The sequence below is a fragment of the Enterobacter cloacae complex sp. GF14B genome (genome assembly GCF_004136805.1).
Taxonomy (GTDB): Bacteria; Pseudomonadota; Gammaproteobacteria; order Enterobacterales; family Enterobacteriaceae; genus Enterobacter; species Enterobacter hormaechei_C.
The window spans coordinates 40,355-62,519 of record NZ_QFRV01000014.1 but is presented as its reverse complement, the minus strand read 5'-3'; the positions used below and the strand labels follow the sequence as shown (position 1 = coordinate 62,519).

Annotated in this window: 20 protein-coding genes; 8 read left to right on the top strand and 12 right to left on the bottom strand. The window is 53.9% G+C overall.

The window, feature by feature from the left end:
* Position 1 precedes the first annotated feature (1 nt).
* Positions 2-1,045 (bottom strand): selenide, water dikinase SelD, encoded by a 1,044-nt coding sequence (gene selD / locus DD606_RS07565; protein ID WP_129258477.1) that lies wholly within the window; start codon positions 1,043-1,045, stop codon positions 2-4.
* 116 nt (positions 1,046-1,161) lie between these two features.
* Positions 1,162-1,713, bottom strand: a complete 552-nt coding sequence (locus DD606_RS07560; RefSeq protein WP_023324479.1) for an NAD(P)H nitroreductase — start codon at positions 1,711-1,713, stop codon at positions 1,162-1,164.
* Between the two features lie 167 nt (positions 1,714-1,880).
* On the opposite strand from DD606_RS07560, the gene sppA reads away from it, so the two are divergent.
* From sppA to DD606_RS07540, 4 genes are all read left to right on the top strand, one after another.
* Entirely contained in the window at positions 1,881-3,737 is a 1,857-nt protein-coding gene (gene sppA / locus DD606_RS07555) for a signal peptide peptidase SppA (RefSeq protein ID WP_045346458.1), read from the top strand.
* A 62-nt stretch (positions 3,738-3,799) separates the two neighbouring features.
* Entirely contained in the window at positions 3,800-4,816 is a 1,017-nt protein-coding gene (gene ansA / locus DD606_RS07550) for an asparaginase (protein WP_023303507.1), read from the top strand.
* Positions 4,817-4,825: 9 nt separating this feature from the next.
* On the top strand, positions 4,826-5,467 hold the full coding sequence (gene pncA, locus DD606_RS07545) for a bifunctional nicotinamidase/pyrazinamidase (RefSeq protein ID WP_045346459.1): 642 nt from the start codon (positions 4,826-4,828) through the stop codon (positions 5,465-5,467).
* Between the two features lie 219 nt (positions 5,468-5,686).
* Positions 5,687-6,943, top strand: coding sequence for a glycoside hydrolase family 18 protein (locus DD606_RS07540; RefSeq protein ID WP_129258475.1), 1,257 nt, complete (start codon positions 5,687-5,689; stop codon positions 6,941-6,943).
* Positions 6,944-7,003: 60 nt separating this feature from the next.
* On the opposite strand, the gene DD606_RS07535 is transcribed toward DD606_RS07540, so the two are convergent.
* Both DD606_RS07535 and msrB read right to left on the bottom strand, forming a co-directional pair.
* A complete protein-coding gene (locus tag DD606_RS07535) occupies positions 7,004-7,282 on the bottom strand; it encodes a YeaC family protein (protein ID WP_003857863.1) in 279 nt (92 codons plus the stop codon).
* A gap of 41 nt (positions 7,283-7,323) precedes the next feature.
* The gene (gene msrB, locus DD606_RS07530) at positions 7,324-7,737 is read right to left on the bottom strand and encodes a peptide-methionine (R)-S-oxide reductase MsrB (protein ID WP_003857865.1); all 414 of its coding nucleotides are present in this window, start codon (positions 7,735-7,737) and stop codon (positions 7,324-7,326) included.
* Between the two features lie 341 nt (positions 7,738-8,078).
* Here msrB and gapA point away from each other — a divergent pair, with 341 nt between their 5' ends.
* Positions 8,079-9,074 (top strand): glyceraldehyde-3-phosphate dehydrogenase, encoded by a 996-nt coding sequence (gene gapA / locus DD606_RS07525; RefSeq protein WP_006809136.1) that lies wholly within the window; start codon positions 8,079-8,081, stop codon positions 9,072-9,074.
* 74 nt (positions 9,075-9,148) lie between these two features.
* The gene (locus tag DD606_RS07520) at positions 9,149-10,033 is read left to right on the top strand and encodes a D-hexose-6-phosphate mutarotase (RefSeq protein WP_023324474.1); all 885 of its coding nucleotides are present in this window, start codon (positions 9,149-9,151) and stop codon (positions 10,031-10,033) included.
* Positions 10,034-10,099: 66 nt separating this feature from the next.
* Here DD606_RS07520 and DD606_RS07515 read toward each other — a convergent pair whose 3' ends face one another.
* Positions 10,100-10,846, bottom strand: coding sequence for a MipA/OmpV family protein (locus tag DD606_RS07515; protein ID WP_022650867.1), 747 nt, complete (start codon positions 10,844-10,846; stop codon positions 10,100-10,102).
* A 432-nt stretch (positions 10,847-11,278) separates the two neighbouring features.
* Here DD606_RS07515 and yeaG point away from each other — a divergent pair, with 432 nt between their 5' ends.
* Entirely contained in the window at positions 11,279-13,213 is a 1,935-nt protein-coding gene (yeaG, locus tag DD606_RS07510; RefSeq protein WP_006809140.1) for a protein kinase YeaG, read from the top strand.
* 89 nt (positions 13,214-13,302) lie between these two features.
* Positions 13,303-14,586, top strand: coding sequence for a YeaH/YhbH family protein (locus DD606_RS07505; protein ID WP_023299884.1), 1,284 nt, complete (start codon positions 13,303-13,305; stop codon positions 14,584-14,586).
* Between the two features lie 260 nt (positions 14,587-14,846).
* Here the strand turns inward: DD606_RS07505 and DD606_RS07500 are convergent, their stop codons facing one another.
* From DD606_RS07500 to DD606_RS07470, 7 genes are all read right to left on the bottom strand, one after another.
* Positions 14,847-15,167 carry a hypothetical protein gene (locus DD606_RS07500; protein WP_129258473.1) on the bottom strand — a complete coding sequence of 107 codons (321 nt, stop codon included), beginning with the start codon at positions 15,165-15,167 and terminating at the stop codon, positions 14,847-14,849.
* Entirely contained in the window at positions 15,167-15,406 is a 240-nt protein-coding gene (locus DD606_RS07495; RefSeq protein WP_129258471.1) for a hypothetical protein, read from the bottom strand. The genes DD606_RS07500 and DD606_RS07495 overlap by 1 nt, the downstream gene beginning before the upstream one ends.
* Before the next feature lie 82 nt (positions 15,407-15,488).
* Complete coding sequence (locus DD606_RS07490) at positions 15,489-16,829, bottom strand: phage tail protein (RefSeq protein ID WP_129258470.1); 1,341 nt, start codon at positions 16,827-16,829, stop codon at positions 15,489-15,491.
* Between the two features lie 58 nt (positions 16,830-16,887).
* Positions 16,888-17,121 (bottom strand): hypothetical protein, encoded by a 234-nt coding sequence (locus DD606_RS07485; protein ID WP_017382566.1) that lies wholly within the window; start codon positions 17,119-17,121, stop codon positions 16,888-16,890.
* A 107-nt stretch (positions 17,122-17,228) separates the two neighbouring features.
* On the bottom strand, positions 17,229-17,900 hold the full coding sequence (locus DD606_RS07480; protein WP_006809145.1) for a hypothetical protein: 672 nt from the start codon (positions 17,898-17,900) through the stop codon (positions 17,229-17,231).
* Positions 17,901-18,215: a hypothetical protein gene (locus DD606_RS07475; RefSeq protein ID WP_017382568.1), complete on the bottom strand. Its 315-nt coding sequence runs from the start codon at positions 18,213-18,215 to the stop codon at positions 17,901-17,903.
* A 42-nt stretch (positions 18,216-18,257) separates the two neighbouring features.
* Positions 18,258-22,103: a phage tail protein gene (locus tag DD606_RS07470; RefSeq protein WP_129258468.1), complete on the bottom strand. Its 3,846-nt coding sequence runs from the start codon at positions 22,101-22,103 to the stop codon at positions 18,258-18,260.
* Positions 22,104-22,165 lie beyond the last annotated feature (62 nt).

The following is a 22,165-nucleotide window of genomic DNA, read 5'->3' as shown; positions in this document are numbered from 1 at the left end:
ATTAACGGATCTCAATCATCGGGCGACCACCGCGGGCGGTCACCAGCTCACCGATGGCCGTCAGGGTGATGCCAAACTCGGCAGCCGTCGCCTGAACGTCAGCTTCAGCTTCCGGCGTCACCGCCAGCAGCAGACCGCCGGAGGTTTGCGGATCGCACAGCAGGTTACGCCATGCTTCCGGCATTTCGCCCATTAAATGGCCGTAGCTGGCGAAGTTGCGCTGCGTCCCGCCCGGCACCGCGCCCTGAGCAATGTACTCTTCCACGCCCGGCAGTTTCGGCACATCCTGATACCAGACCTGCGCCTGCACGCCTGCGCCCTGACAGACTTCAGAGAGGTGCCCCAGCAGACCAAATCCGGTCACGTCGGTCATGGCCTTCACGCCGTCGATATTAGCGAATGCCGCACCGGCGAGGTTCATCTGACACATCACTTCCGTTGCCAGACCGATATGCTCGGGCTTCAGCAGGGATTTCTTCTCGGCAGTGGTCAGTACGCCAATGCCCAGCGGCTTGGTGAGGAACAGTTTGCAGCCCGGTTGCGCCGTGCTGTTGCGCTTCACGCGTTCGGTGGGCACCACGCCGGTGACGGCCAGGCCGAAGATCGGCTCCGGCGCATCGATAGAGTGTCCACCGGCCAGGGCAATACCCGCCTGCTGGCAGGCAAAGCGTCCGCCTTCAATCACGTCGCGGGCAATTTCCGGCGGCAGGGTGTTAATCGGCCAGCCCAGAATGGCGATCGCCATGATCGGTTTACCGCCCATCGCAAAGATATCGCTGATGGCGTTGGTGGCCGCAATGCGTCCGAAGTCGAATGGGTTGTCGACAATCGGCATAAAAAAGTCAGTGGTGCTGATAATGCTGGTGCCGTTACCTAAGTCATAAACCGCTGCATCGTCACGCGTTTCCTTACCGACAAGCAGGTTCGGGTCGACAAACTTCGCCTGCTCACTGTGCAGGATGGTCTCCAGCACTTTCGGGGAAATTTTACAACCGCAACCGGCTCCGTGGCTGTATTGCGTTAAACGAATGGTTTGCTCGCTCATGGACGTCTCCTGTCATCTCAATCGCGCTATGGTAGCGCTCATTCCATAAAGAGGTAAGTATGACTGTCTGAATTCTGCGGCGGATGCTCAGAATCCAGACAGTTTAGCGCGGGTAATTAAAAACGGCTGACGAAAGGCGTGGTGTCCGGCACGCTGATGGTGCTGGAGGCTTTAAGCTGCGGGGTGCCGAGATAGAGGAAGCCGACAATTTTATCGTGCTCGCCACAGGCAAAGCCATCACGCACGACCGAACTTTCGGTCAGCGGTCCGGTGCGCCAGATGCCATTGAAGCCCTGCGCGACGGCGGCCATTTGCATTGCCATTACCGCGCAACCGGCAGACATCTCCTGCTCCCAGACCGGCACTTTATGATCGGCCTGGCATTTTGCGACTACCGCGATGATCATCGGCGCACGGAATGGCGCGTTGCGGGCTTTATCAATCCCCTTCTCATCCTGGCCTGCGGCAACAGCCCCCTGCTCCAGCAGCTGGCTGAAGCGGCCGCGCCCTTCGCCTTCAATAATAAAGAAGTGCCACGGCTGCAATGTGCCATGGTCCGGCGCACGCATTCCGGCACGCAGAATGTTTTCCAGCTGCTCGCCGACGGGTGCCGGTTCGGCCAGGCGGGAAGCGCTACGACGGTTAACAAGCAGTTCAAGTGCGTCCATTGGTTAACTCCTTTCATGAAATTTACTCACAAAATTAACACGACAGCAGAATTTGTTACAGCGTGGCAGGCGATTCCTGCTGACAAGTGGCGGTTGGGTCATTACGATAACCGCACATTACCGTCCCGTGGCGACGGAAACAGTCCTTTTCTGGTTAGGGAGAATACATGCGAACCCTTTGGCGAATCTTTGCCGGTTTCTTTAAATGGACGTGGCGACTGCTCAACTTCGTCCGCAACCTGGTGATGAACATCTTTTTCATCTTTCTGGTCCTGGTATGCGCTGGTATCTGGATGCATATCAGCAACGCAAACCAGTCGCAGCATTCGACGCGCGGCGCACTGTTACTCGATATCACCGGGGTGATTGTTGATAAGCCATCGACCAGCAACCGTCTGGGCGTGATTGGCCGCCAGCTGTTCGGCGCAACGTCAGACCGTCTCCAGGAAAACTCCTTGTTTGATATTGTCGACACCATCCGTCAGGCCAAAGACGATCGTAACATTACCGGTATCGTGTTGGACCTGAAAGATTTTGCCGGCGCCGATCAGCCGTCAATGCAGTACATCGGTAAAGCGCTGCGCGAATTTCGCGACAGCGGTAAACCGGTTATTGCCATTGGCGACAGCTACACCCAGGGGCAATATTATCTGGCGAGCTTTGCCAATAAGATCTGGCTTTCGCCACAGGGCACGGTCGATCTGCATGGCTTCGCCACTAACGGTCTGTACTACAAATCGCTACTCGACAAGCTGAAGGTCACTACCCACGTCTTCCGCGTCGGGACCTATAAATCCGCCGTGGAGCCGTTTATCCGCGATGATATGTCCCCTGCCGCTCGTGAAGCGGACAGCCGCTGGATTGGCGAGCTGTGGCAGAACTACCTCGGCACCATTGCCGCTAACCGTCAGATTACCGCTGAGCAGGTCTTTCCGGGCGCGCGCGGCGTGCTGGACGGCCTGCGCAAGGTGGACGGCGATACAGCGAAATACGCGCTTGATAACAAACTGGTCGATCAGCTGGGTTCCAGCGCTGAAATTGAAAAAGCGCTGACCAAACAGTTCGGCTGGAGTAAAGAGGACAAAAACTACAGCGCCATCAGCATGTATGACTACGCCGCGAAAAAATCGGACGACAGCGGTGACAGCATCGCCGTGGTGTTTGCTAACGGGGCCATTATGGACGGGGAAGAAACGCCGGGGAACGTCGGCGGAGACACCACCGCGTCGCAGATCCGCGATGCGCGCCTGGATCCGAAAGTGAAGGCAATTGTCCTGCGGGTGAACAGCCCTGGCGGCAGCGTCAGCGCCTCTGAAGTGATCCGTGCTGAACTGGCCGCCGCGCGCGCCGCAGGCAAGCCGGTAGTGGTCTCGATGGGCGGCATGGCGGCTTCCGGGGGGTACTGGATCTCGACGCCAGCCAACTACATCGTGGCTAACCCAAGCACGCTGACCGGCTCGATTGGCATCTTCGGTGTGATCAACACCGTTGAGAACAGCCTGGATTATCTCGGCGTCCACACCGACGGCGTTTCCACCTCGCCGCTGGCAGACGTGTCCGTTACCAAATCCCTGCCGCCTGAGGTGTCTGAGATGATGCAGCTCAGCATTGAGAGTGGCTATAAACGTTTCATCACGCTGGTTGCGGACTCCCGTAAAAAGACGCCAGACCAGATTGACCAGATCGCGCAGGGCCACGTCTGGACCGGCCAGGATGCGAAGAGCAACGGTCTGGTAGACAGCCTGGGTGATTTCGACGACGCCGTGAAGAAAGCGGCGGAGCTGGCGAAGCTCAAGCAGTGGCACGTGGACTATTATCAGGACGAACCGACGTTCTTCGATATGGTCATGGACAGCATGTCCGGCTCCGTCCGTGCCATGCTGCCGGACGCGCTTCAGGCTTATCTGCCGGCGCCGGTGGCGACCGCGGCGAAAGCCATGAAAGCGGAGAGCGACAAGCTCGCAGCCTTTAATGATCCACAGAGCCGTTACGCGTTTTGCCTGACCTGCGCGAACGTGCGTTAAAAACCGTCCCCTCTTCCCGTGAAGAGGGGATTTTTTCTTTTGAAGAACAAGAACTCATTACCATGCAGAAGAAATCAATATATGTCGCCTATACCGGCGGTACCATCGGTATGCAGCGCTCAGAAAATGGCTATATCCCGGTTTCCGGCCACTTGCAGCGCCAGCTGGCGCTGATGCCTGAATTTCACCGTCCGGAAATGCCGGACTTTACCATCCACGAATATGAGCCGCTGATGGACTCCTCCGACATGACGCCGGAAGACTGGCAGCATATTGCGGATGATATTAAAGCCCATTACGACCAGTACGACGGCTTCGTGATCCTTCACGGTACCGACACCATGGCGTTCACCGCCTCGGCGCTCTCCTTCATGCTGGAGAACCTGAGCAAGCCCGTCATCGTGACCGGTTCGCAGATCCCGCTGGCGGAACTGCGTTCAGACGGGCAGATCAACCTGCTTAACTCCCTGTACGTGGCCGCTAATTACCCGATCAACGAGGTAACGCTGTTCTTCAACAACCGACTGTACCGCGGGAACCGTACCACTAAAGCGCACGCCGATGGCTTTGACGCTTTTGCCTCACCTAACCTGCAACCGCTGCTGGAAGCGGGGATCCATATCCGTCGTCTGGGCACGCCGCCCGCGCCAAATACCGCAGGCGAGCTGATCGTTCACCCCATTACCCCGCAGCCGATTGGCGTGGTGACGATTTACCCGGGTATTTCCGCCGACGTGGTGCGCAACTTTCTGCGCCAGCCGGTGAAGGCGCTGATCCTGCGCTCCTATGGTGTGGGTAACGCCCCGCAGAACGGTGAGTTCCTTAAGGAGCTTCAGGAGGCGAGCGATCGCGGGATTGTGGTGGTCAACCTCACCCAGTGTATGTCCGGCAAGGTCAATATGGGCGGCTACGCCACCGGTAATGCTCTGGCTCACGCAGGCGTGATAAGTGGTTTCGATATGACCGTTGAGGCAACACTGACTAAACTTCACTATTTACTGAGTCAGGATCTGGATATTGATTCCATTCGCCGCGCCATGATGCAAAACCTGCGCGGTGAACTGACGCCGGACGAATAAGGAGATCCCATGAAGCAACGCGCCCTGTTACTGGTCGATTTGCAAAATGATTTCTGTGCGGGTGGTGCGCTGGCCGTCGCGGAAGGCGACAGCACCGTAGACGTCGCGAATTCGCTGATTGCGTGGTGTAAAGCTCGTGGTGAAGCGGTGGTGGCGAGTCAGGACTGGCATCCGGCAAACCACGGCAGCTTTGCCAGCCAGCACAACGTTGAGCCTTTCAGCCAGGGCGAACTGGACGGGCTGGCGCAAACCTTCTGGCCCGATCACTGCATGCAGCAGACGGAAGGCGCTGAGCTGCATCCGCTGCTGAACCAGAAGGCCATCGACGCGGTGTTCCACAAAGGTGAAAACCCAACCATCGACAGCTACAGCGCGTTCTTTGATAACGGTCATCGTCAGAAGACGGCGCTGGACGCGTGGTTGCGCCACCATGAGATCACCGAGCTGATTGTGCTGGGCCTGGCGACGGATTACTGCGTGAAGTTCACCGTGCTGGATGCGCTCCAGTTGGGCTATACCGTGAATGTCATCACCGACGGTTGTCGCGGGGTAAATATTCAGCCGCAGGACAGCGCTCAGGCGTTTATGGATATGGCAGCAGAAGGCGCAACGCTGTATACGCTGGCTGACTGGATGGAGACGCAGGCGTAAGCTTTTTAGCCGGGTGACGGCTTAGCCTTACCCGGCCTACTTTCTCTGGTTTTGTAGGCCGGGTAAGCGTCAGCGCCACCCGGCATTTCTTCCCCAATCCCCATAAAGTGAACTCCCTCGCATCACAAGCGAAACGGCGATGCTATTCTCTTCAGGCTGTTTTTTCGCCACGCCTTTTCTGTGGCGTGGTTATTTTTATTCAGTCAAAGAGGAACTTATATGAAACGTTTGCCCTTGCTGGCAGCATTACCCTTGCTTTGCGCGTCACTGGCTTCCGCCGCGCCCCTGATGTCCGTGGGCTACTTCAATGGGGGTGGCGATGTTACCGCCGGACCGGGTGGCGATATTCATAAACTCGACGTCCGCCAGATCACCCACCTCAACTACTCGTTTGGTCTGGTCTATAACAACGAGAAAGACGAAACCAACGCCGCGCTGAAAGATCCGGCAAAACTGCATCAAATCTGGTTATCACCTAAGGTGGCATCCGATCTGGCGTTACTTCCTCAGCTTCGTAAACAAAACCCGAACCTGAAAGTCCTGCTTTCCGTTGGCGGCTGGGGGGCGCGTGGTTTTTCTGGCGCAGCGGCAACCAAAGAGAGTCGCGCGGTGTTTATTCGCTCCGCGCAGGAGATCGTCAGTCAATACGGCCTGGACGGGATCGACCTGGACTGGGAATATCCGGTCAACGGCGCGTGGGGACTTGTCGAAAGCACCCCTGCCGACCGGGATAATTTCACCGCGCTGTTAAAAGAGATGCGTGACGCGTTTGGTAAGAAAAAGCTGGTCACGATTGCGGTGGGCGCGAATGCGGAAAGTCCGAAAAGCTGGGTGGATGTGAAAGCTATTGCCCCCCTGCTCGATTACATCAACCTGATGACCTACGACATGGCGTACGGTACTCAGTATTTTAACGCGAATCTGTATGACTCCAGCGACTGGCCAACGGTAGCTGCCGCAGACAAATACAGCGTCGAGTTTGTGGTGAATAACTATCTGGCCGCCGGGCTGAAGCCGCAGCGGATGAATCTCGGAATTGGTTTCTATGGGCGCGTGCCGAAACGTGCCGTAGAGCCAGGGATCGACTGGAGCAAACCAGACGCGCAAAACAATCCGGTGACGCAGCCCTACTTCGGGCCGCAGGAACTGAGCCTGTTCAAATCGCTTGGCTATGATCTGACCAAAGATACCTATGTGAAATACAACGATATCGTCCGCAAGCTGCTGAACGATCCGCAAAAACGCTTTACCGAGCACTGGGACGAACAGGCGAAGGTGCCGTGGCTGTCGGTGAAATCCGCCGACGGGAAGGCGCTGTTTGCGATTTCCTATGAGAACCCGCGCTCCGTGGCGATCAAAGCGGATTACATCAAGGAGAAAGGACTTGCCGGCGCCATGTTCTGGGAGTATGGGGCTGACGACGAAAACCAGCTCGCGAAACAGCTGGCGGAGTCGCTTGGGATCCCGCATCAGTAGTAAGACAATCAAGCCCTCTCCCTTTGGGAGAGGGTTGGGTGAGGGCATAAACCCGCACCGTTATTGCATTTTCATCGTCGCAATCGGCTTCGGCGTGATGCCGAAGTCTTCTTTCAACTCGCGCTTGCTTTTCATCACCATCTGACCGTTAGTGTCGATGGTCATGTGCTGGGCGTCGGTATTGTGACGCGCCTGCCACAGCATCACCAGCTGCAAGCTGTTCTCTTTTTGCTCAGGTGTGAGCGCCACACCGTCCGGCCATTTTCCCAACTCAACGGCCGTCACCAGACGCTGATAAACCTCCGGGGTCATACCTGCAATCATGTCATCAATATTCATGATCTCTCCCTTTCAAAGGAATAATTTGCTGAATCGTTTTTTCAACCCTTGGTCTGGTCGCCGTTTTCATCATCGGTAAAGCTCATGGAAGCCGAATTTACGCAGAAACGCTCCCCCGTCGGCTGCGGGCCATCCGGGAAGACATGCCCGAGATGGGCGTCGCAGTTCCCGCAACGAATTTCGGTGCGCACCATGCCGTGCGAGGTGTCCGTCAGGTAGCGGATCGCATCATCGCTGACAGGCTCGTAAAAACTCGGCCAGCCGCAGCCAGAATCGTACTTCGTCTGGGAGTTAAACAGCGGTGCATCACACACCAGGCAGTGGTAGACGCCTTCCCGTTTATTGTGCAGCAAACGCCCGGAAAACGGCGGTTCTGTGCCGTGATTTTGCGTCACGTAAAACTGCATCTCTGTAAGGTTTTTTTTCAAATCGTCGGGGTTACGTTGGTTCGACATATGCTTACATCTCGCTGTTGAAACAGACATCTTTTAACCCAGATTCTAACAAAACATTAACACCCGCGCGTGCACTTTTGTTCTAAACTTATGTGTCGCGAAAAGGCGGTCAGGCAATTGTGATCAATTTCACATTTTAATCCTGCGAGGCCTTTAAAATTCCGGGCGCAGCCCCCATATGGTTGCTAGCTCAAAGGGAAAGTGAGGCGAGTCAGTCGCACAAACGTTAGTCACAGGATTGATTTGTCGCAATGATTGACACGATTCCGCTTGACGCTGCGTAAGGTTTTTGTAATTTTACAGGCAACCTTTTATTCACTAACAAATAGCTGGTGGAATATATGACTATCAAAGTAGGTATCAACGGTTTTGGCCGTATCGGCCGTATTGTTTTCCGTGCTGCTCAGAAACGTTCTGACATCGAAATCGTTGGTATCAACGATCTCCTGGACGCTGAATACATGGCGTACATGCTGAAGTACGACTCAACTCACGGTCGTTTCGACGGCACCGTTGAAGTGAAAGACGGCCACCTGGTTGTTAACGGCAAAACCATCCGCGTTACTGCTGAGAAAGACCCAGCTAACCTGAAATGGAACGAAATCGGTGTTGACGTTGTAGCTGAAGCTACCGGTATCTTCCTGACCGACGAAACTGCACGTAAACACATCACTGCGGGTGCGAAGAAAGTTGTTCTGACTGGTCCTTCCAAAGACAACACCCCAATGTTCGTTCGCGGTGCAAACTTCGAAACTTACGCTGGCCAGGACATCGTTTCCAACGCATCCTGCACCACCAACTGCCTGGCACCGCTGGCTAAAGTTATCAACGACAACTTCGGCATCATCGAAGGTCTGATGACTACCGTTCACGCAACCACCGCTACTCAGAAAACCGTTGATGGCCCGTCTCACAAAGACTGGCGCGGCGGCCGTGGCGCGGCTCAGAACATCATCCCATCTTCTACCGGTGCTGCTAAAGCAGTAGGTAAAGTACTGCCAGAACTGAATGGCAAACTGACTGGTATGGCGTTCCGCGTTCCAACTCCTAACGTATCCGTTGTTGACCTGACCGTTCGTCTGGAAAAAGCTGCTTCTTATGAAGAAATTAAGAAAGCAATCAAAGCTGCTTCCGAAGGCCCAATGAAAGGCGTTCTGGGTTACACCGAAGACGACGTTGTATCTACCGATTTCAACGGCGAAGTGTGCACTTCCGTGTTCGATGCTAAAGCAGGTATCGCACTGAACGACAACTTCGTGAAACTGGTTTCCTGGTACGACAACGAAACTGGCTACTCTAACAAAGTACTGGACCTGATCGCTCACATCTCCAAATAAGTTGAGATGAGTGCTTGATCCTAAAAGGCGACTTCGGTCGCCTTTTTTATTGTTTTTAGACAGAGGATTGCTTAATGATTAATAAAATTTTTGCACTTCCGGTAGTCGAACAACTTACCCCTGTGCTCTCCCGCCGTCAGATTGACGGTGCCGATATCATCGTCGTTGATCATCCGCGCGTTAAAGCCTCCGTCGCGCTCAACGGCGCCCACCTGCTCTCCTGGAAACCAGAAGGTGAAGAAGAAGGCCTGTGGCTGAGCGAGGCCACCTCGTTCAAAAGAGGGGCGGCGATCCGCGGCGGCGTACCGATTTGCTGGCCATGGTTTGGCCCGTCAGCGCAGCAGGGATTACCGTCTCACGGTTTCGCCCGTAACCAGCAGTGGACGCTGAAAGCCCACAACGAAGATGAAAACGGCGCGGTGTTGACCTTTGAGCTCCAGGCGAATGATGAAACGCGCGCCCTGTGGCCACATGAATTCACCCTGTATGCCCGCTTCAAGCTGGGTAAAACCTGCGAGATTGAACTGGAAGCGCACGGCGAATTCGAAACTACGTCCGCCCTGCACACCTATTTCAACGTAGGCGACATTCAGGCCGTTAAGGTGAGCGGACTTGGCGATACCTTTATCGACAAAGTGGATAACGCGAAAGAAGGCAAGCTGGACGACGGCGTGCAGACTTTCCCGGATCGTACCGACCGCGTATACCTGCACCCGGAAGCCTGTAGCGTCATCCACGACAGCGCGCTGAACCGCGGTATTGATGTGGTTCATCACCACCACAGCAACGTAGTGGGCTGGAACCCGGGCCCTGCCCTTTCCGTCAGCATGGCGGATATCCCGGATGACGGTTACAAGACCTTCGTCTGCGTGGAAACCGCGTGCGTGACCGCGCCGCAGAAAACCAGCGAAGAAAAACCGTCCCGCTTAGGCCAGACGATCAAGATTGTGAAGCGCTAATATTGTTCAGGCATCATAAAAAACAAACGGGGCGCAAGCGCCCCGTTTTAATGCATTACGTTCTGGTCAGAACTTGTAGGTCACACCTACAGAGAAGATGCCAGACCAGGACTTGTCGACCATCGGGCTGTCTTTCACTTCATCGCTCAGACGAATGTAACGGCCAGTACCGTACACATTCCAGTCACCGAGGAAGTTATACGATGCGGTGAGTTCCAGGTACGGGTCCCAGCCATCATCCGCGCTGTAGCTATTCAAACCACTGCGGCGAGACTCCGCTTTAGACACGCCATAGTAGTAGTCGTTGTAATTTTCGCTGCTGTACTGCACACCGATACCCGGCGTCAGCGTCACTGCGCCGTTGGTATAGCGGTAAAGCCACGCCAGATCCCAGATGAAGCCGTTGCTGTTGTCCAGGGTATCGCCCGCCAGCGCAGTGCGCAGGAAGCCATACTCGGTATTATGGACGTAAGAAAGCCCCGCCATCAGTGAGCTTCTGCGTTTGTCCAGTTGACGAAGCGCATTGCTGTCGCTGTCGCCTGGTTTAAAGTGCGTTGGGTCGTAATAGGCCATGATGGAGAGCTTATCGGCCGTATCGTTCCACAGATAGTAGCCGCCGCCCAACCCACGGAACCAGAAGTTATCGCCTTCATAGGTGACAACGGGGACAGGATAAACGTCGCGGTCATACTGCTTGTACGGGCTGTTAATCACGCCAGCACCCGCGCCAACAGTCCACTGGCTCTCAGCCTGTACGGTGCTCGCTGCGGTAGCGGCAAGGATGCCCAATGCCAGAAGTTTGAGTTTGGTCACAATCCATTCTTTCCTGTAGTCAAATAATCAGCGGGTGAAGTGTAACCGCCATTCCCGTACATCCCAAAATTTTTTGCGCACTAATCCGTTTGATTAACCCGTTATTTTTCATTTTTCAGATGACATCCCGCTTTCATTTATGTGACCGATAAATGAAAAACCCGCTTTTCGCTTATAACCGCAGTGGAAATTTTTGGATGAGTTATTGATATGTCATTGAAAGTAGATTTTATCCGTATGCAAGTTTTGCAATTGCCATCTACGCTTTAATTTAAGAAGAGGTTTTGCTGAACACCCTGCGGTTCATAGCCTTCGACCTGGCACACAGGTTGCTGCTCTGGCAGTGAGGTGCGAAAAATTCTCTTCCGGGAGCCTCCACTACTCATACGAACGGCTCTTATCCTGTGCTAAAAAACGAAAGGACGGCATGCCATGAATATATTCGATCACTATCGCCAGCGCTACGAAGCTGCCAAGGACGAAGAGTTCACACTGCAGGAGTTTCTTACCATTTGTCGGCAAGATCGCAGTGCCTATGCCAATGCGGCAGAACGGCTATTGATGGCTATTGGTGAGCCAAACATGGTTGATACTGCCCTGGAGCCACGGCTTTCCCGTCTCTTTTCGAATCGGGTGGTCGCCCGATACCCGGCGTTTGAAGAGTTCTATGGCATGGAAGATGCCATTGAGCAGATCGTCTCCTACCTGAAGCATGCCGCTCAGGGGCTGGAAGAGAAGAAGCAGATCCTTTACCTGCTGGGTCCTGTCGGTGGGGGTAAATCCTCCCTGGCTGAACGGCTGAAAGCGCTGATGCAGCGCGTGCCGATCTATGTGCTGAGCGCCAACGGCGAGCGCAGCCCGGTCAATGACCATCCGCTGTGCCTGTTTAATCCGCAAGAGGATGCGCAAATTCTGGAAAAAGAGTTTGGCATTCCGCATCGCTATCTCGGTACGATCATGTCGCCGTGGGCGGCAAAACGTCTGCACGAGTTTGGCGGGGACATCACCAAATTCCGCGTCGTGAAAGTGTGGCCGTCTATCCTCGAGCAGATCGCCATTGCCAAAACAGAACCCGGTGACGAGAACAACCAGGATATCTCGGCGCTGGTGGGTAAAGTCGATATCCGTAAGCTGGAGCATCACGCGCAAAACGACCCGGATGCCTACGGCTATTCCGGTGCGCTGTGCCGTGCCAACCAGGGGATTATGGAATTCGTCGAGATGTTTAAAGCACCGATCAAAGTGCTGCATCCGCTGCTGACCGCCACCCAGGAAGGGAACTACAACGGGACGGAAGGTATTTCCGCCCTGCCGTTTAACGGGATTATCCTTGCCCACTCTAACGAATCTGAATGGGTGACCTTCCGTAACAACAAAAACAATGAGGCGTTCCTTGACCGTGTGTACATCGTCAAAGTGCCTTATTGCCTGCGGATCTCCGAGGAGATCAAGATTTACGAAAAACTGCTCAACCACAGTGAGCTGGTCCATGCCCCTTGCGCACCGGGAACGCTGGAAACGCTGTCGCGCTTCTCGATCCTGTCGCGCCTGAAAGAGCCGGAAAACTCCAGCATCTACTCAAAAATGCGCGTGTATGACGGCGAAAGCCTGAAGGATACCGACCCGAAAGCGAAATCGTACCAGGAATACCGCGATTACGCCGGGGTCGACGAAGGGATGAACGGTCTGTCGACGCGTTTCGCGTTTAAGATCCTCTCCCGCGTCTTTAACTTCGACCACGCGGAGGTGGCCGCCAACCCGGTACATCTGTTCTACGTGCTGGAACAGCAAATTGAACGTGAACAGTTCCCACAGGAGCAGGCTGAACGCTACCTGGAGTTCCTGAAAGGCTACCTGATCCCGAAATACGCCGAGTTCATTGGCAAAGAGATCCAGACCGCCTATCTGGAATCCTATTCCGAATACGGCCAGAACATCTTCGACCGGTACGTCACTTACGCTGACTTCTGGATCCAGGATCAGGAGTATCGCGACCCGGATACCGGCCAGCTGTTTGACCGTGAATCCCTGAACGCGGAACTTGAAAAAATCGAGAAACCAGCCGGGATCAGCAACCCGAAAGACTTCCGAAACGAGATTGTGAACTTCGTGCTGCGCGCCAGAGCGCATAACAACGGCCGCAATCCGAACTGGACCAGCTACGAAAAACTGCGCACCGTTATAGAGAAGAAAATGTTCTCTAACACGGAAGAGCTGTTGCCGGTTATCTCGTTCAACGCCAAAACCTCAACCGACGAGCAGAAAAAGCACGACGATTTTGTCGACCGTATGATGGAAAAAGGCTATACGCGCAAACAGGTCCGCCTGCTTTGTGAATGGTATCTGCGCGTGCGTAAATCGTCTTAAAACAAGTGCCCGGTAACGCGCTTACCGGGCCAACAAAATGTCCGGCACTTACGGACGCTGCAAGTTGGCAAATGCAGTACGGGGGATATATGACCTGGTTTATTGACCGGCGTCTTAACGGCAAAAACAAGAGCACGGTGAATCGCCAGCGCTTCTTGCGCCGTTATAAAGCGCAAATTAAACAGTCGATCTCCGAGGCCATCAACAAACGCTCGGTGACCGACGTCGACAGCGGCGAATCCGTCTCCATCCCCAACGATGACATCAGCGAACCGATGTTTCATCAGGGGCGTGGCGGCCTTCGCCATCGTGTACACCCAGGTAATGACCACTTCGTCCAGAATGACAGAATCGAGCGACCCCAAGGCGGAGGCGGCGGTTCTGGCAGCGGTCAGGGGCAAGCCAGCCAGGACGGAGAAGGCCAGGATGAGTTTGTCTTCCAGATTTCAAAAGACGAATATCTCGATCTGCTGTTTGAGGATCTGGCCCTGCCGAATCTGAGAAAGAATCAGCACCGTCAGCTCAACGAATACAAAACCCATCGTGCGGGCTATACCGCAAATGGGGTGCCCGCCAACATCAGCGTGGTGCGTTCACTGCAAAACTCGCTGGCGCGACGCACGGCGATGACGGCAGGCAAACGGCGCGAACTGCGCGAGCTGGAAACCAGCCTGAAAGTAGTGGAAAACACGGAACCGGCGCAACTGCTGGAAGAGGAGCGCCTGCGAAAAGAGATTGCCGAACTGCGGGCGAAGATTGACCGGGTGCCGTTTATCGACACGTTCGACCTGCGCTACAAGAACTACGAAAAACGCCCTGAGCCTTCCAGCCAGGCGGTGATGTTCTGCCTGATGGACGTGTCAGGTTCAATGGATCAGGCCACCAAGGATATGGCTAAGCGTTTTTATATTCTGCTCTATCTGTTCCTGAGCAGAACGTATAAGAACGTGGAGGTGGTCTACATCCGCCATCACACTCAGGCGAAAGAGGTGGATGAACATGAGTTCTTCTACTCGCAGGAGACCGGTGGCACCATCGTGTCGAGCGCCCTGAAGCTGATGGATGAGGTAGTGAAGGAGCGCTACGATCCGGCGCAGTGGAACATCTACGCCGCGCAGGCATCGGATGGCGATAACTGGGCGGATGACTCGCCGCTGTGTCATGAAATTCTGGCGAAGAAGATCCTGCCGGTGGTGCGTTACTACAGCTACATTGAAATTACCCGTCGCGCCCACCAGACGCTATGGCGTGAGTATGAGCATCTGCAAGCGATGTTTGATAACTTTGCGATGCAGCACATTCGTGACCAGGATGACATCTATCCGGTCTTCCGGGAACTGTTCCAGAAGCAGAGTTCTACAACTTCCAATTAAATGTTATCAATCAGCCAGTTAACCATGTTTTTCTGGCTGATTTTATTGCATTTTCATACTCATTTTTCTCCATGTTTTTCATTCACTTAAATTTTATTTTGGGGAATGCGATTTTGAAGAAGTGATTATGCAAAACCTCCTTTGAGCTTTAGGATGCCATCATGGTATGGAGGTTAAAATTCTCTCGTACCGACCAAACCACACAAAAAAACCAGCCGCTTATGGCTGGTTATTCATCAGTGAAGCATGGGGAACTTTATCTATATTGCAGGGCAATCATCATCTAATGCACGATTGATGAAGAACGTCACTCTGCCCAACACTTCCACCTCTTCCAGAGCGGTTCCTTCTATTGCCTCGCCATCATCCGTAATGAGCGCCTTGCCCATGAGTTTTGCAAATTGTGTGTGGCCGTCGCACAAAATTAACAACACATCTCCAGGCGTCTTTTTCGTTGCTGGCTCAATGACTGCGAACCCAACATCTGTTTCAAGCACCCTGCTTTCGGCCCCTATGTTGCACAGAACGGATGGAGAAAGTTGGCGCTCAACGTAGTCTGTTGCTGGTGAAGGAAATCCCATTAGAGAACTCTCCCCATGTTGCGCAGGATCCAATAACGGTTGTCGCTGCCGTCTGTCGTCTTGTCGGCGAAGCCAGGCTGGTTCCGCTCTATCCACGAATTAGCATCGTCACGGGTAAAGTGCCAGTTAAAAGCACGCAACTTTTGTATGAAGCGGTCTGTTCTCAGGTAGCGGTAGCCCTTTGGGTTAAGCTCTATGGCCGCAATAAAGGCGGCTTGAATATCTGAATTTCGGGGCATAATCTGCACTCCCTTTATAACTGTTTTTATATACAGTAGTTTTAAATGGAATGCAGATCAATTTGGGTTCGCCTATTAATTTTTAAGGCTGAATGACTGCTGGCTGCTCTGTCAGCTCCAGAGAAGCTTTAGAAGCTTTTGTATTCCAGATGCTATCCTCTGGCATGTCGAGGCGTACGTCGATCCAGCTGTTAGCCGGAACATCCATAGGAGCCCCTTTTGTTTTGACGATCTCCCCTTCATCGCTCAGCATGTATTTTCGCTTAAACAGGCGGATAGTCAGTCCGCCGCTTTCAGTTTGCTCTGCTTCAACAATTCCCAGTTCTCCCATGCCGCCAGGATCCATTGGCGGCAGTAACTGCCATCCCTCAGACGCAAGGCCTGCCGAACCGGTGAGCACGTAGACCCCTACATCGAGGCGGGAAAGGGTTATTCCCTCCGCCTCGGCGTTCGCCGTACCACATCCACACCATGTGAACCCAGCTTCATCAATATCGGTTCGCTGGTTCTCCTCCTGAGATTTTACGATTCTGGCGATCGGAGATGCAGCCTTGAGCGTTCCGTCGCTGGCTTTCGTGGTATTTGAAGTACCGTAAATTGTATTAGTCTGAAAGAGCTGATTCGCCATGTCGCTCTGAGTGGTTGTGACTGTAGACAGAGTTCCATTCCGATAATTGATACATAGCAACGCATATGTATCGCGAGCTTTGATAAAAATCGCTGGAGAATAAGAAGGAATAACATAGAGAGGTGTATCTGTTCTCGCAAAAGAACTACCTCTGGCGGTGAGGGTCTGAAATGTTGCAAGGAGGGAGGTATCACTGACAGCCAGGGTATCGCCACCTAATCCAAACGCCCCCACCTGCATGACGTTTCCAGTCGCCGTTCCGACGTCCTTTGTGGCGCTACTTCCCAAACTGAGGTTTGTGCGAGCGTCAGCGGCATTCTTTGCCCCGGTCCCGCCCTGGCTGATACTGAGCGCTGTTGTCAGGCCGGAAAGACTGGTGATATCGCTGTTTGCACCTTTCTTCGCCAGTGATTTTTGACCCGGTACGTTAACGACAACGCCATTGATAGTGATGGTAACATCAGATGTCCCGTTCATCACATCAGCGAACCCGCTCATATAGCGCTGGTACATTGTGAAGGTTTCAGCGATGTCCTGCGCCAGACCGTCCACGCTCAGACTGTCACTCAGAAGAATGGCAAATCGGGTTCCGGCGGGAACTGCTGGGTTAGCCGCTGGCGTTACGGTGAGACTTGTCGCGCTGCCAATGGTGGTAATCTGAAATACCTGCACAGGGCTGGTCATTGCAATAACGGTACAGCCGTTACGAATAAGAGAACCAGCAGCAGTGAAGTTTGTGCCGGTACCTGTAAGGGTGTTTCCGCTGATGGCGATAGTGCCAGTAGTATAAATCATATTTTCTCCAGGCAATAAAAAACCCCGCCGGAGCGGGGTTTGTTCAAAACTGAATGGGTTAGTGGCAGGTGGTGCTGGTGAACGTGTTGGCGCTCACCCATGACCAGTTAAAGGGATAACCGGCGCGGTACTGCGTCTGATTGTTTTGTTTACGGACTCCGTAGATCTGGACGCTGCTTTCCTGTCCGCCGACCAGGGCTGTTCCGGTGCATACGGGTTGCTGCTTCTCAATAACGCCAGCGCAACCGGAGAGCAATACCGCTACCGCCAGGCAAAGAATCATATTTTTCATAGTGGTTATATCCCAGGGCATTCATGAAGCTACACAATAACAATATGAATCAATGGGATATAATTGATTTGATAGATCAATTATTCAAAATTGATCGCTAAAAACGATCAATCATAATTGGCGCAGTTAATGGCCATAATCACGTTCCTCAGATTCGAATACGCGACGTTCTGAAGGTTGCCGCCGGGGGTTGTCTGCGGCCTGGCGAATATTCGCGTATTGCTTCCCTCAAGCTTTGCCATGCTCTTGTATATGGCCGAGTAGGGCTGCGGCTGACCGCCGGCCGATACAACTCCGGTAATTAGCCCCAGCATGGCAGGCATACAGGCCCACTTCCCCGCCAGAGTTGTATTGATGTTGTATCCTGAGCTGGCATCCACCCCGGCGGTACCGAGGGTGACAACATCGCTCAGCGTGCGCGTTTCGTTTGTTAAAATCAGCGTCCCTGAAGCATCCCACACGGCCAGCCCGTAGTCTGGCTTTGTCTGTGGGAAAATAGAGAAAAAATAAACGTATGCTGTGCCGGTTGCATTCGGTCTGAGAAAATCAATCGTGATGGTGTTCCCGCTTATCGTCTGAGTGATTTCGACCTCAACCGTACAATGAACGAAGGCGACAACGGGCTGACCTGCGGGGAATGTATGCGTCACTTTGGTATTGAACCCCGATGTTCCCTGAAGTGCCGCTGTCTTTCGCGCCTGTAGAGCGATTGGCGAGCTATTCGCGGTCACCCATACTTCCCCGCTCGTGGTCGTCAGTAAAACGCCATACTCCGCCATTTATGCCCTCTCGATCTGGAAAATGAGATAAGCCGCTGCCGCAGGCTCAGTCCCTGCTGAGTAGTCGGTATCGCCTGCTGCTGACACTGTTGCTGTTCCCCCCGAAATGGTGATCTTCCTCCGACTCGTACCAAACTGATCGCCGTTCATGCTCTGAAAATAGGTCAGCCTGCAACCCGGTGGAAGCGCTACTGTGTAAGAGCCTGTTTTCTGGTTCTGGGCCAGCTGGAGATAGCCACAAACGCTGACAGGCTTAACGCCATAGTTGTTTACCTTGCCTGATGCGTCCCATGTCTGAACACCATATTCCGCCATCCAGTTCTCCTGAAAAAAAGAGGCCCCGTAAGAGGCCTCCCGTTACCATGTTCCCGTAATTCTCCCGATCTGCACCCTCAACACATTGTTGGCATCCTTGACACTGATCGTCTGATTAGTCTGCTTCATCGCCCCCTCACCAGCTGTCGAACCGTAGTTCTCAAACGTACCGCCCTTATCCAGCCTCCACCCGACTGAGCCAGCGACATAGTTATTGGACTGGATGTAGTTGCCGATCTTGGCGTTGCTGATGGTGCCATCACCTATCAGCGCGTCTCTGATGAACACCTGCCCGTTCTGAATAACGAACGGAAGGGTCACCGTGGCTCCGGCCTGGTGCGTTACGGCGAAGCGGTCAGCCAGGAAGATAACCTGCGACTGCATGCCGGACGGCGTATTCTCCACGCCTATCCCCATCCCTGCGGCGTAGTACTGGCCGTTGCTGGATAACCCGACCTTGATGCTGTACATCGCCTTCAGGTCGCCGTTGACGTTCGCAATGGCCTGCGCGTTGGTGGTGATCGCTGAAGTGTGCCCGTTGATGGTCGCCGTGATGCCGTTTATCTGCGTAGCCGTGGCCTGCTGGTAATCGGAGAACGTCTGGTTCAGGCTGTTGATGGATGCCTTGTTGCCGTTCACGTCAGTCTGCAAACTCAGCAGCGAACGCGCCGTTGCCTCCCTGTCGCTTGCCATGACGTTATCAATACGATCGATGCCGGCCTTGCTGTCACCGTACTGCGCGCTGAGTCTCACCCGCTGATCAACCTGCGCCAGCGTACTCGTTATTAGCGCGATAGCGTTATTCTGGATGCCGCCGCTGGCAGTATCGGTTCTTGCTCCCAGCTCCTCCAGACGGGATGCCATTGATGAAGTCGTGTCGGTGACAACCTGTCGCAACGTGGTGATATCAGCAGTGTTTTGTGAGCTGGCTTGTTCAGCTGCATCTGCCTTACCTGATGCAGTGTCAGCTTTACTCGAAGCCGAATCAGCTTTATCAGAAATGACCTGAGTACTCGCAGTGAGCTGATCAACAGCAGTAGCCCTTGCCTGAGCTTCATCTGACAGAGCCTGCCTTACCTCGGTAATTACCGCTTCGTTCTGCGCTGTTTTTGCCTCAAGACGGGTTACATCCGTTACGCGTGCCTCCGTCTCAGTAGCGATCACCTCCCGGAGCTGTTCGAAAGTCGCAGAGTTAGCGCCCTGTTGGGCTGTCTGGCGCACGACAACATCGGCAATAGCCAGCGCGTTTCCGATGATTGCTTCAGCGGTCTGCTTGTTCGAGCCAACCGCAGCAGCAAGGCCGTCTGCGTTCTCTTTGATTGCATCAGCCAGTTCTGCCAGTTTTCCGCTGCTGTCCACCGCGTTCTCGATCAGGTCTTTGAACGTATCGGAACCTTTCATGTCCTCCAGGATTGCATCGGTGATGTCGGATACATCGATGCTGGCCTGCCCGCGCACCCATTCTGTATACCCTGATTCGTTTCCGCTGCGGTCCACCAGCTGCGCGCGGTACCAGAAAATTTGCCCTGCCTTAAGGCCCATCTGCTGATACTTGCGCTGCGGATAGGGTACATCTGCCAGCAGCATCGCATCGTCTTCGGTCCCGGTCGGGCTGTACTGAATTTCCGTCTTCAGCGTGTCGTCGGTATTCGCCGGGAATCCCCAGCTCAGCTCGATACCGAATACCACATTATCGGAAGCGATGAAGCCGACCGGTTTCGGCGGATTGCCCACTTTACCCGTAAGATTTACTTCTGCTGATGTTGCCCAGACTGATGAAACGTCGCTGGCGTTCACCGCCCTGACGCGCACCAGATAACGTCCGGAGTAGATACCCTGCACTTCAAAACCGAGAGAAGACGTTCGGGGCACACTAATCCAGTTGCCACTGTCACGCCGCCATTCAGCCTCGTACGCAACTGCCCCCTGAACAGCATCCCAGGCAACACGCATGGTGGTAACAGCAATGTTCTGGTTAACCGTAGAGTAACTGTCAACGACAATATTACCAGGAGGTGCCTGAACCCCTGGAGGGATGACACTGATCGGACGCTCGTCCAGCCTTGCCCCGGTATCAACGGCGGAATAGATGTCAGGGTTGTAAGTCGTCCCGGTGACTTCGAAAGTACCGTCGTTGTTGTCCCGCGTTCCCGTAACACGGAAAAGCGCTATATACAGATCGTCAGAATCCACACCCCAGTTACATTCAGCCTCCGGCGTTTCGCTGTAGGGTGTGGTGACAGTGACTGTGTTTCCCTTAACGGCCTGGACGGTTCTGGCCTGAGCTATTCCTGATGGCAGGTTCAAAAACAACCGGTTACCGGCTTTCACATCAGCGGCGCGATCGAGGGTTATGTTGCGGCCGTTAACCGTACTCACCCTGCCGCCGATAGTTCTTCCGGCAAGCTCATTAGCGGCCACGCCGATCACTTCCCCGACAGGGGGAACGTCCATGCCTGTGCTGAAAGTCACCACCTCGCCAATACCGTTAGTAAGCAGCGCCCAGCGCCCCCGACGGTTTGCCTCTGACTGCCTGGTGCAGCCGATTGCGGTCATTTCGAGCTGACGATAATCGAAGCGCATGGCCAGATCGTTATCGTAAACAGGCTCAGGCGTATCTTTATAGTGGTTGGCCGGGTCTGACCAGTTCACCAGTGCGGCGGTGTTTCGGGTGGTTTCACTCGGGTCCGCAAAGGTAAATTTACCCTCAACCACGCTGGCGTGGTTATAGATATGCCACACATCACGGGGCATATCGGCGAGGACATACATCTTATTGTCGCCCCAGTACGTCATACCGCGAAAAATACCTGCCAAATCACGGAGTACGGTCCAGGCGTCATTACGGTCCTGGATATAGACGTTGCAACGAAAACGCGGCTCCGTCCCGCTGCCGCCCTTTCCGTCTGGTACCAGCTGATCGCAATACTGGGCGATGCGATAAAGCTCCCATTTGTCTATCTGTGTCGCGTCGATTCTTTGACCCAGCCCGAAACGCTCGTTCAGAATGATGTCGTAATAAATCCAGGCGGGGTTATCCGTCCATGCCCATTTAAAAACACCTTCCCATGTACCAGAGTAAGTGCGGGTTTCAGGATCGTAGGTATCAGGTACACGGATGATTCGCCCTTTCGGATTGCACACAACCTGAGGAATGCCATTAGGGAACTGCTTTGCGTCAAACTCTACATACAGCAGCGCTGTGTTAACGTAGCGAATTTTGGCGTCAATAATTTCAGTAACGGCCACAACGCGCATGGTGTCGACGATATTCACGCTCGTGGAATCCGGCGTGATTCTGCGAACCCGCAACTGCCATCCAGTCGAGGCTTTCGGAAGATTGACGCGGTGACTGCGCTCATAAAGCGACGTGGTTTTGTCATCAACAGCACCGTTAACCACCGTTTCATACGGCCCGCCATCGACCGACAGATCGATAGCATACTCGACGCGGGTGCCGACTTTATCACCGTTGTTTTTCTGGAGTAAAAGAGTTGGCCACCCCAGGCGAATTCGCAGCGCAGAGAGCTGCGTGTTGGATACCGCGCGCACGTACGGCACAGCCTGTTTCAGCTCATATGAAACCTGAAGTTCGTTTTCAATGCCGGGGAAGCCCTGAATGTAGTCCTGGTCCTGAGTACCGGAACGGAACTCATATTTCACATTATTGAAGTTATAACTCCCGTCGGCGTTCTGAAGAGGCGTGTACGAAGATGAGTCACCAAGAAAAATGTTTTTACCATCAAGCCCGCCAGCGAACTCACCCTCTCCAAGCGCAATCAACACCTTTGCCCTTGCAATGGACTGAATGCTGTCCGGTGCTTCAACGGGCGTTCGGGTCTGGTTGCTGCCACCTTTACCGCGGCCTTTGATGATCGTCGTTGTCATATTTCGCCCATAAAAAAGCCACCTTAAGGTGGTTACTGTTTGAATATCAGGATGTTGATTCC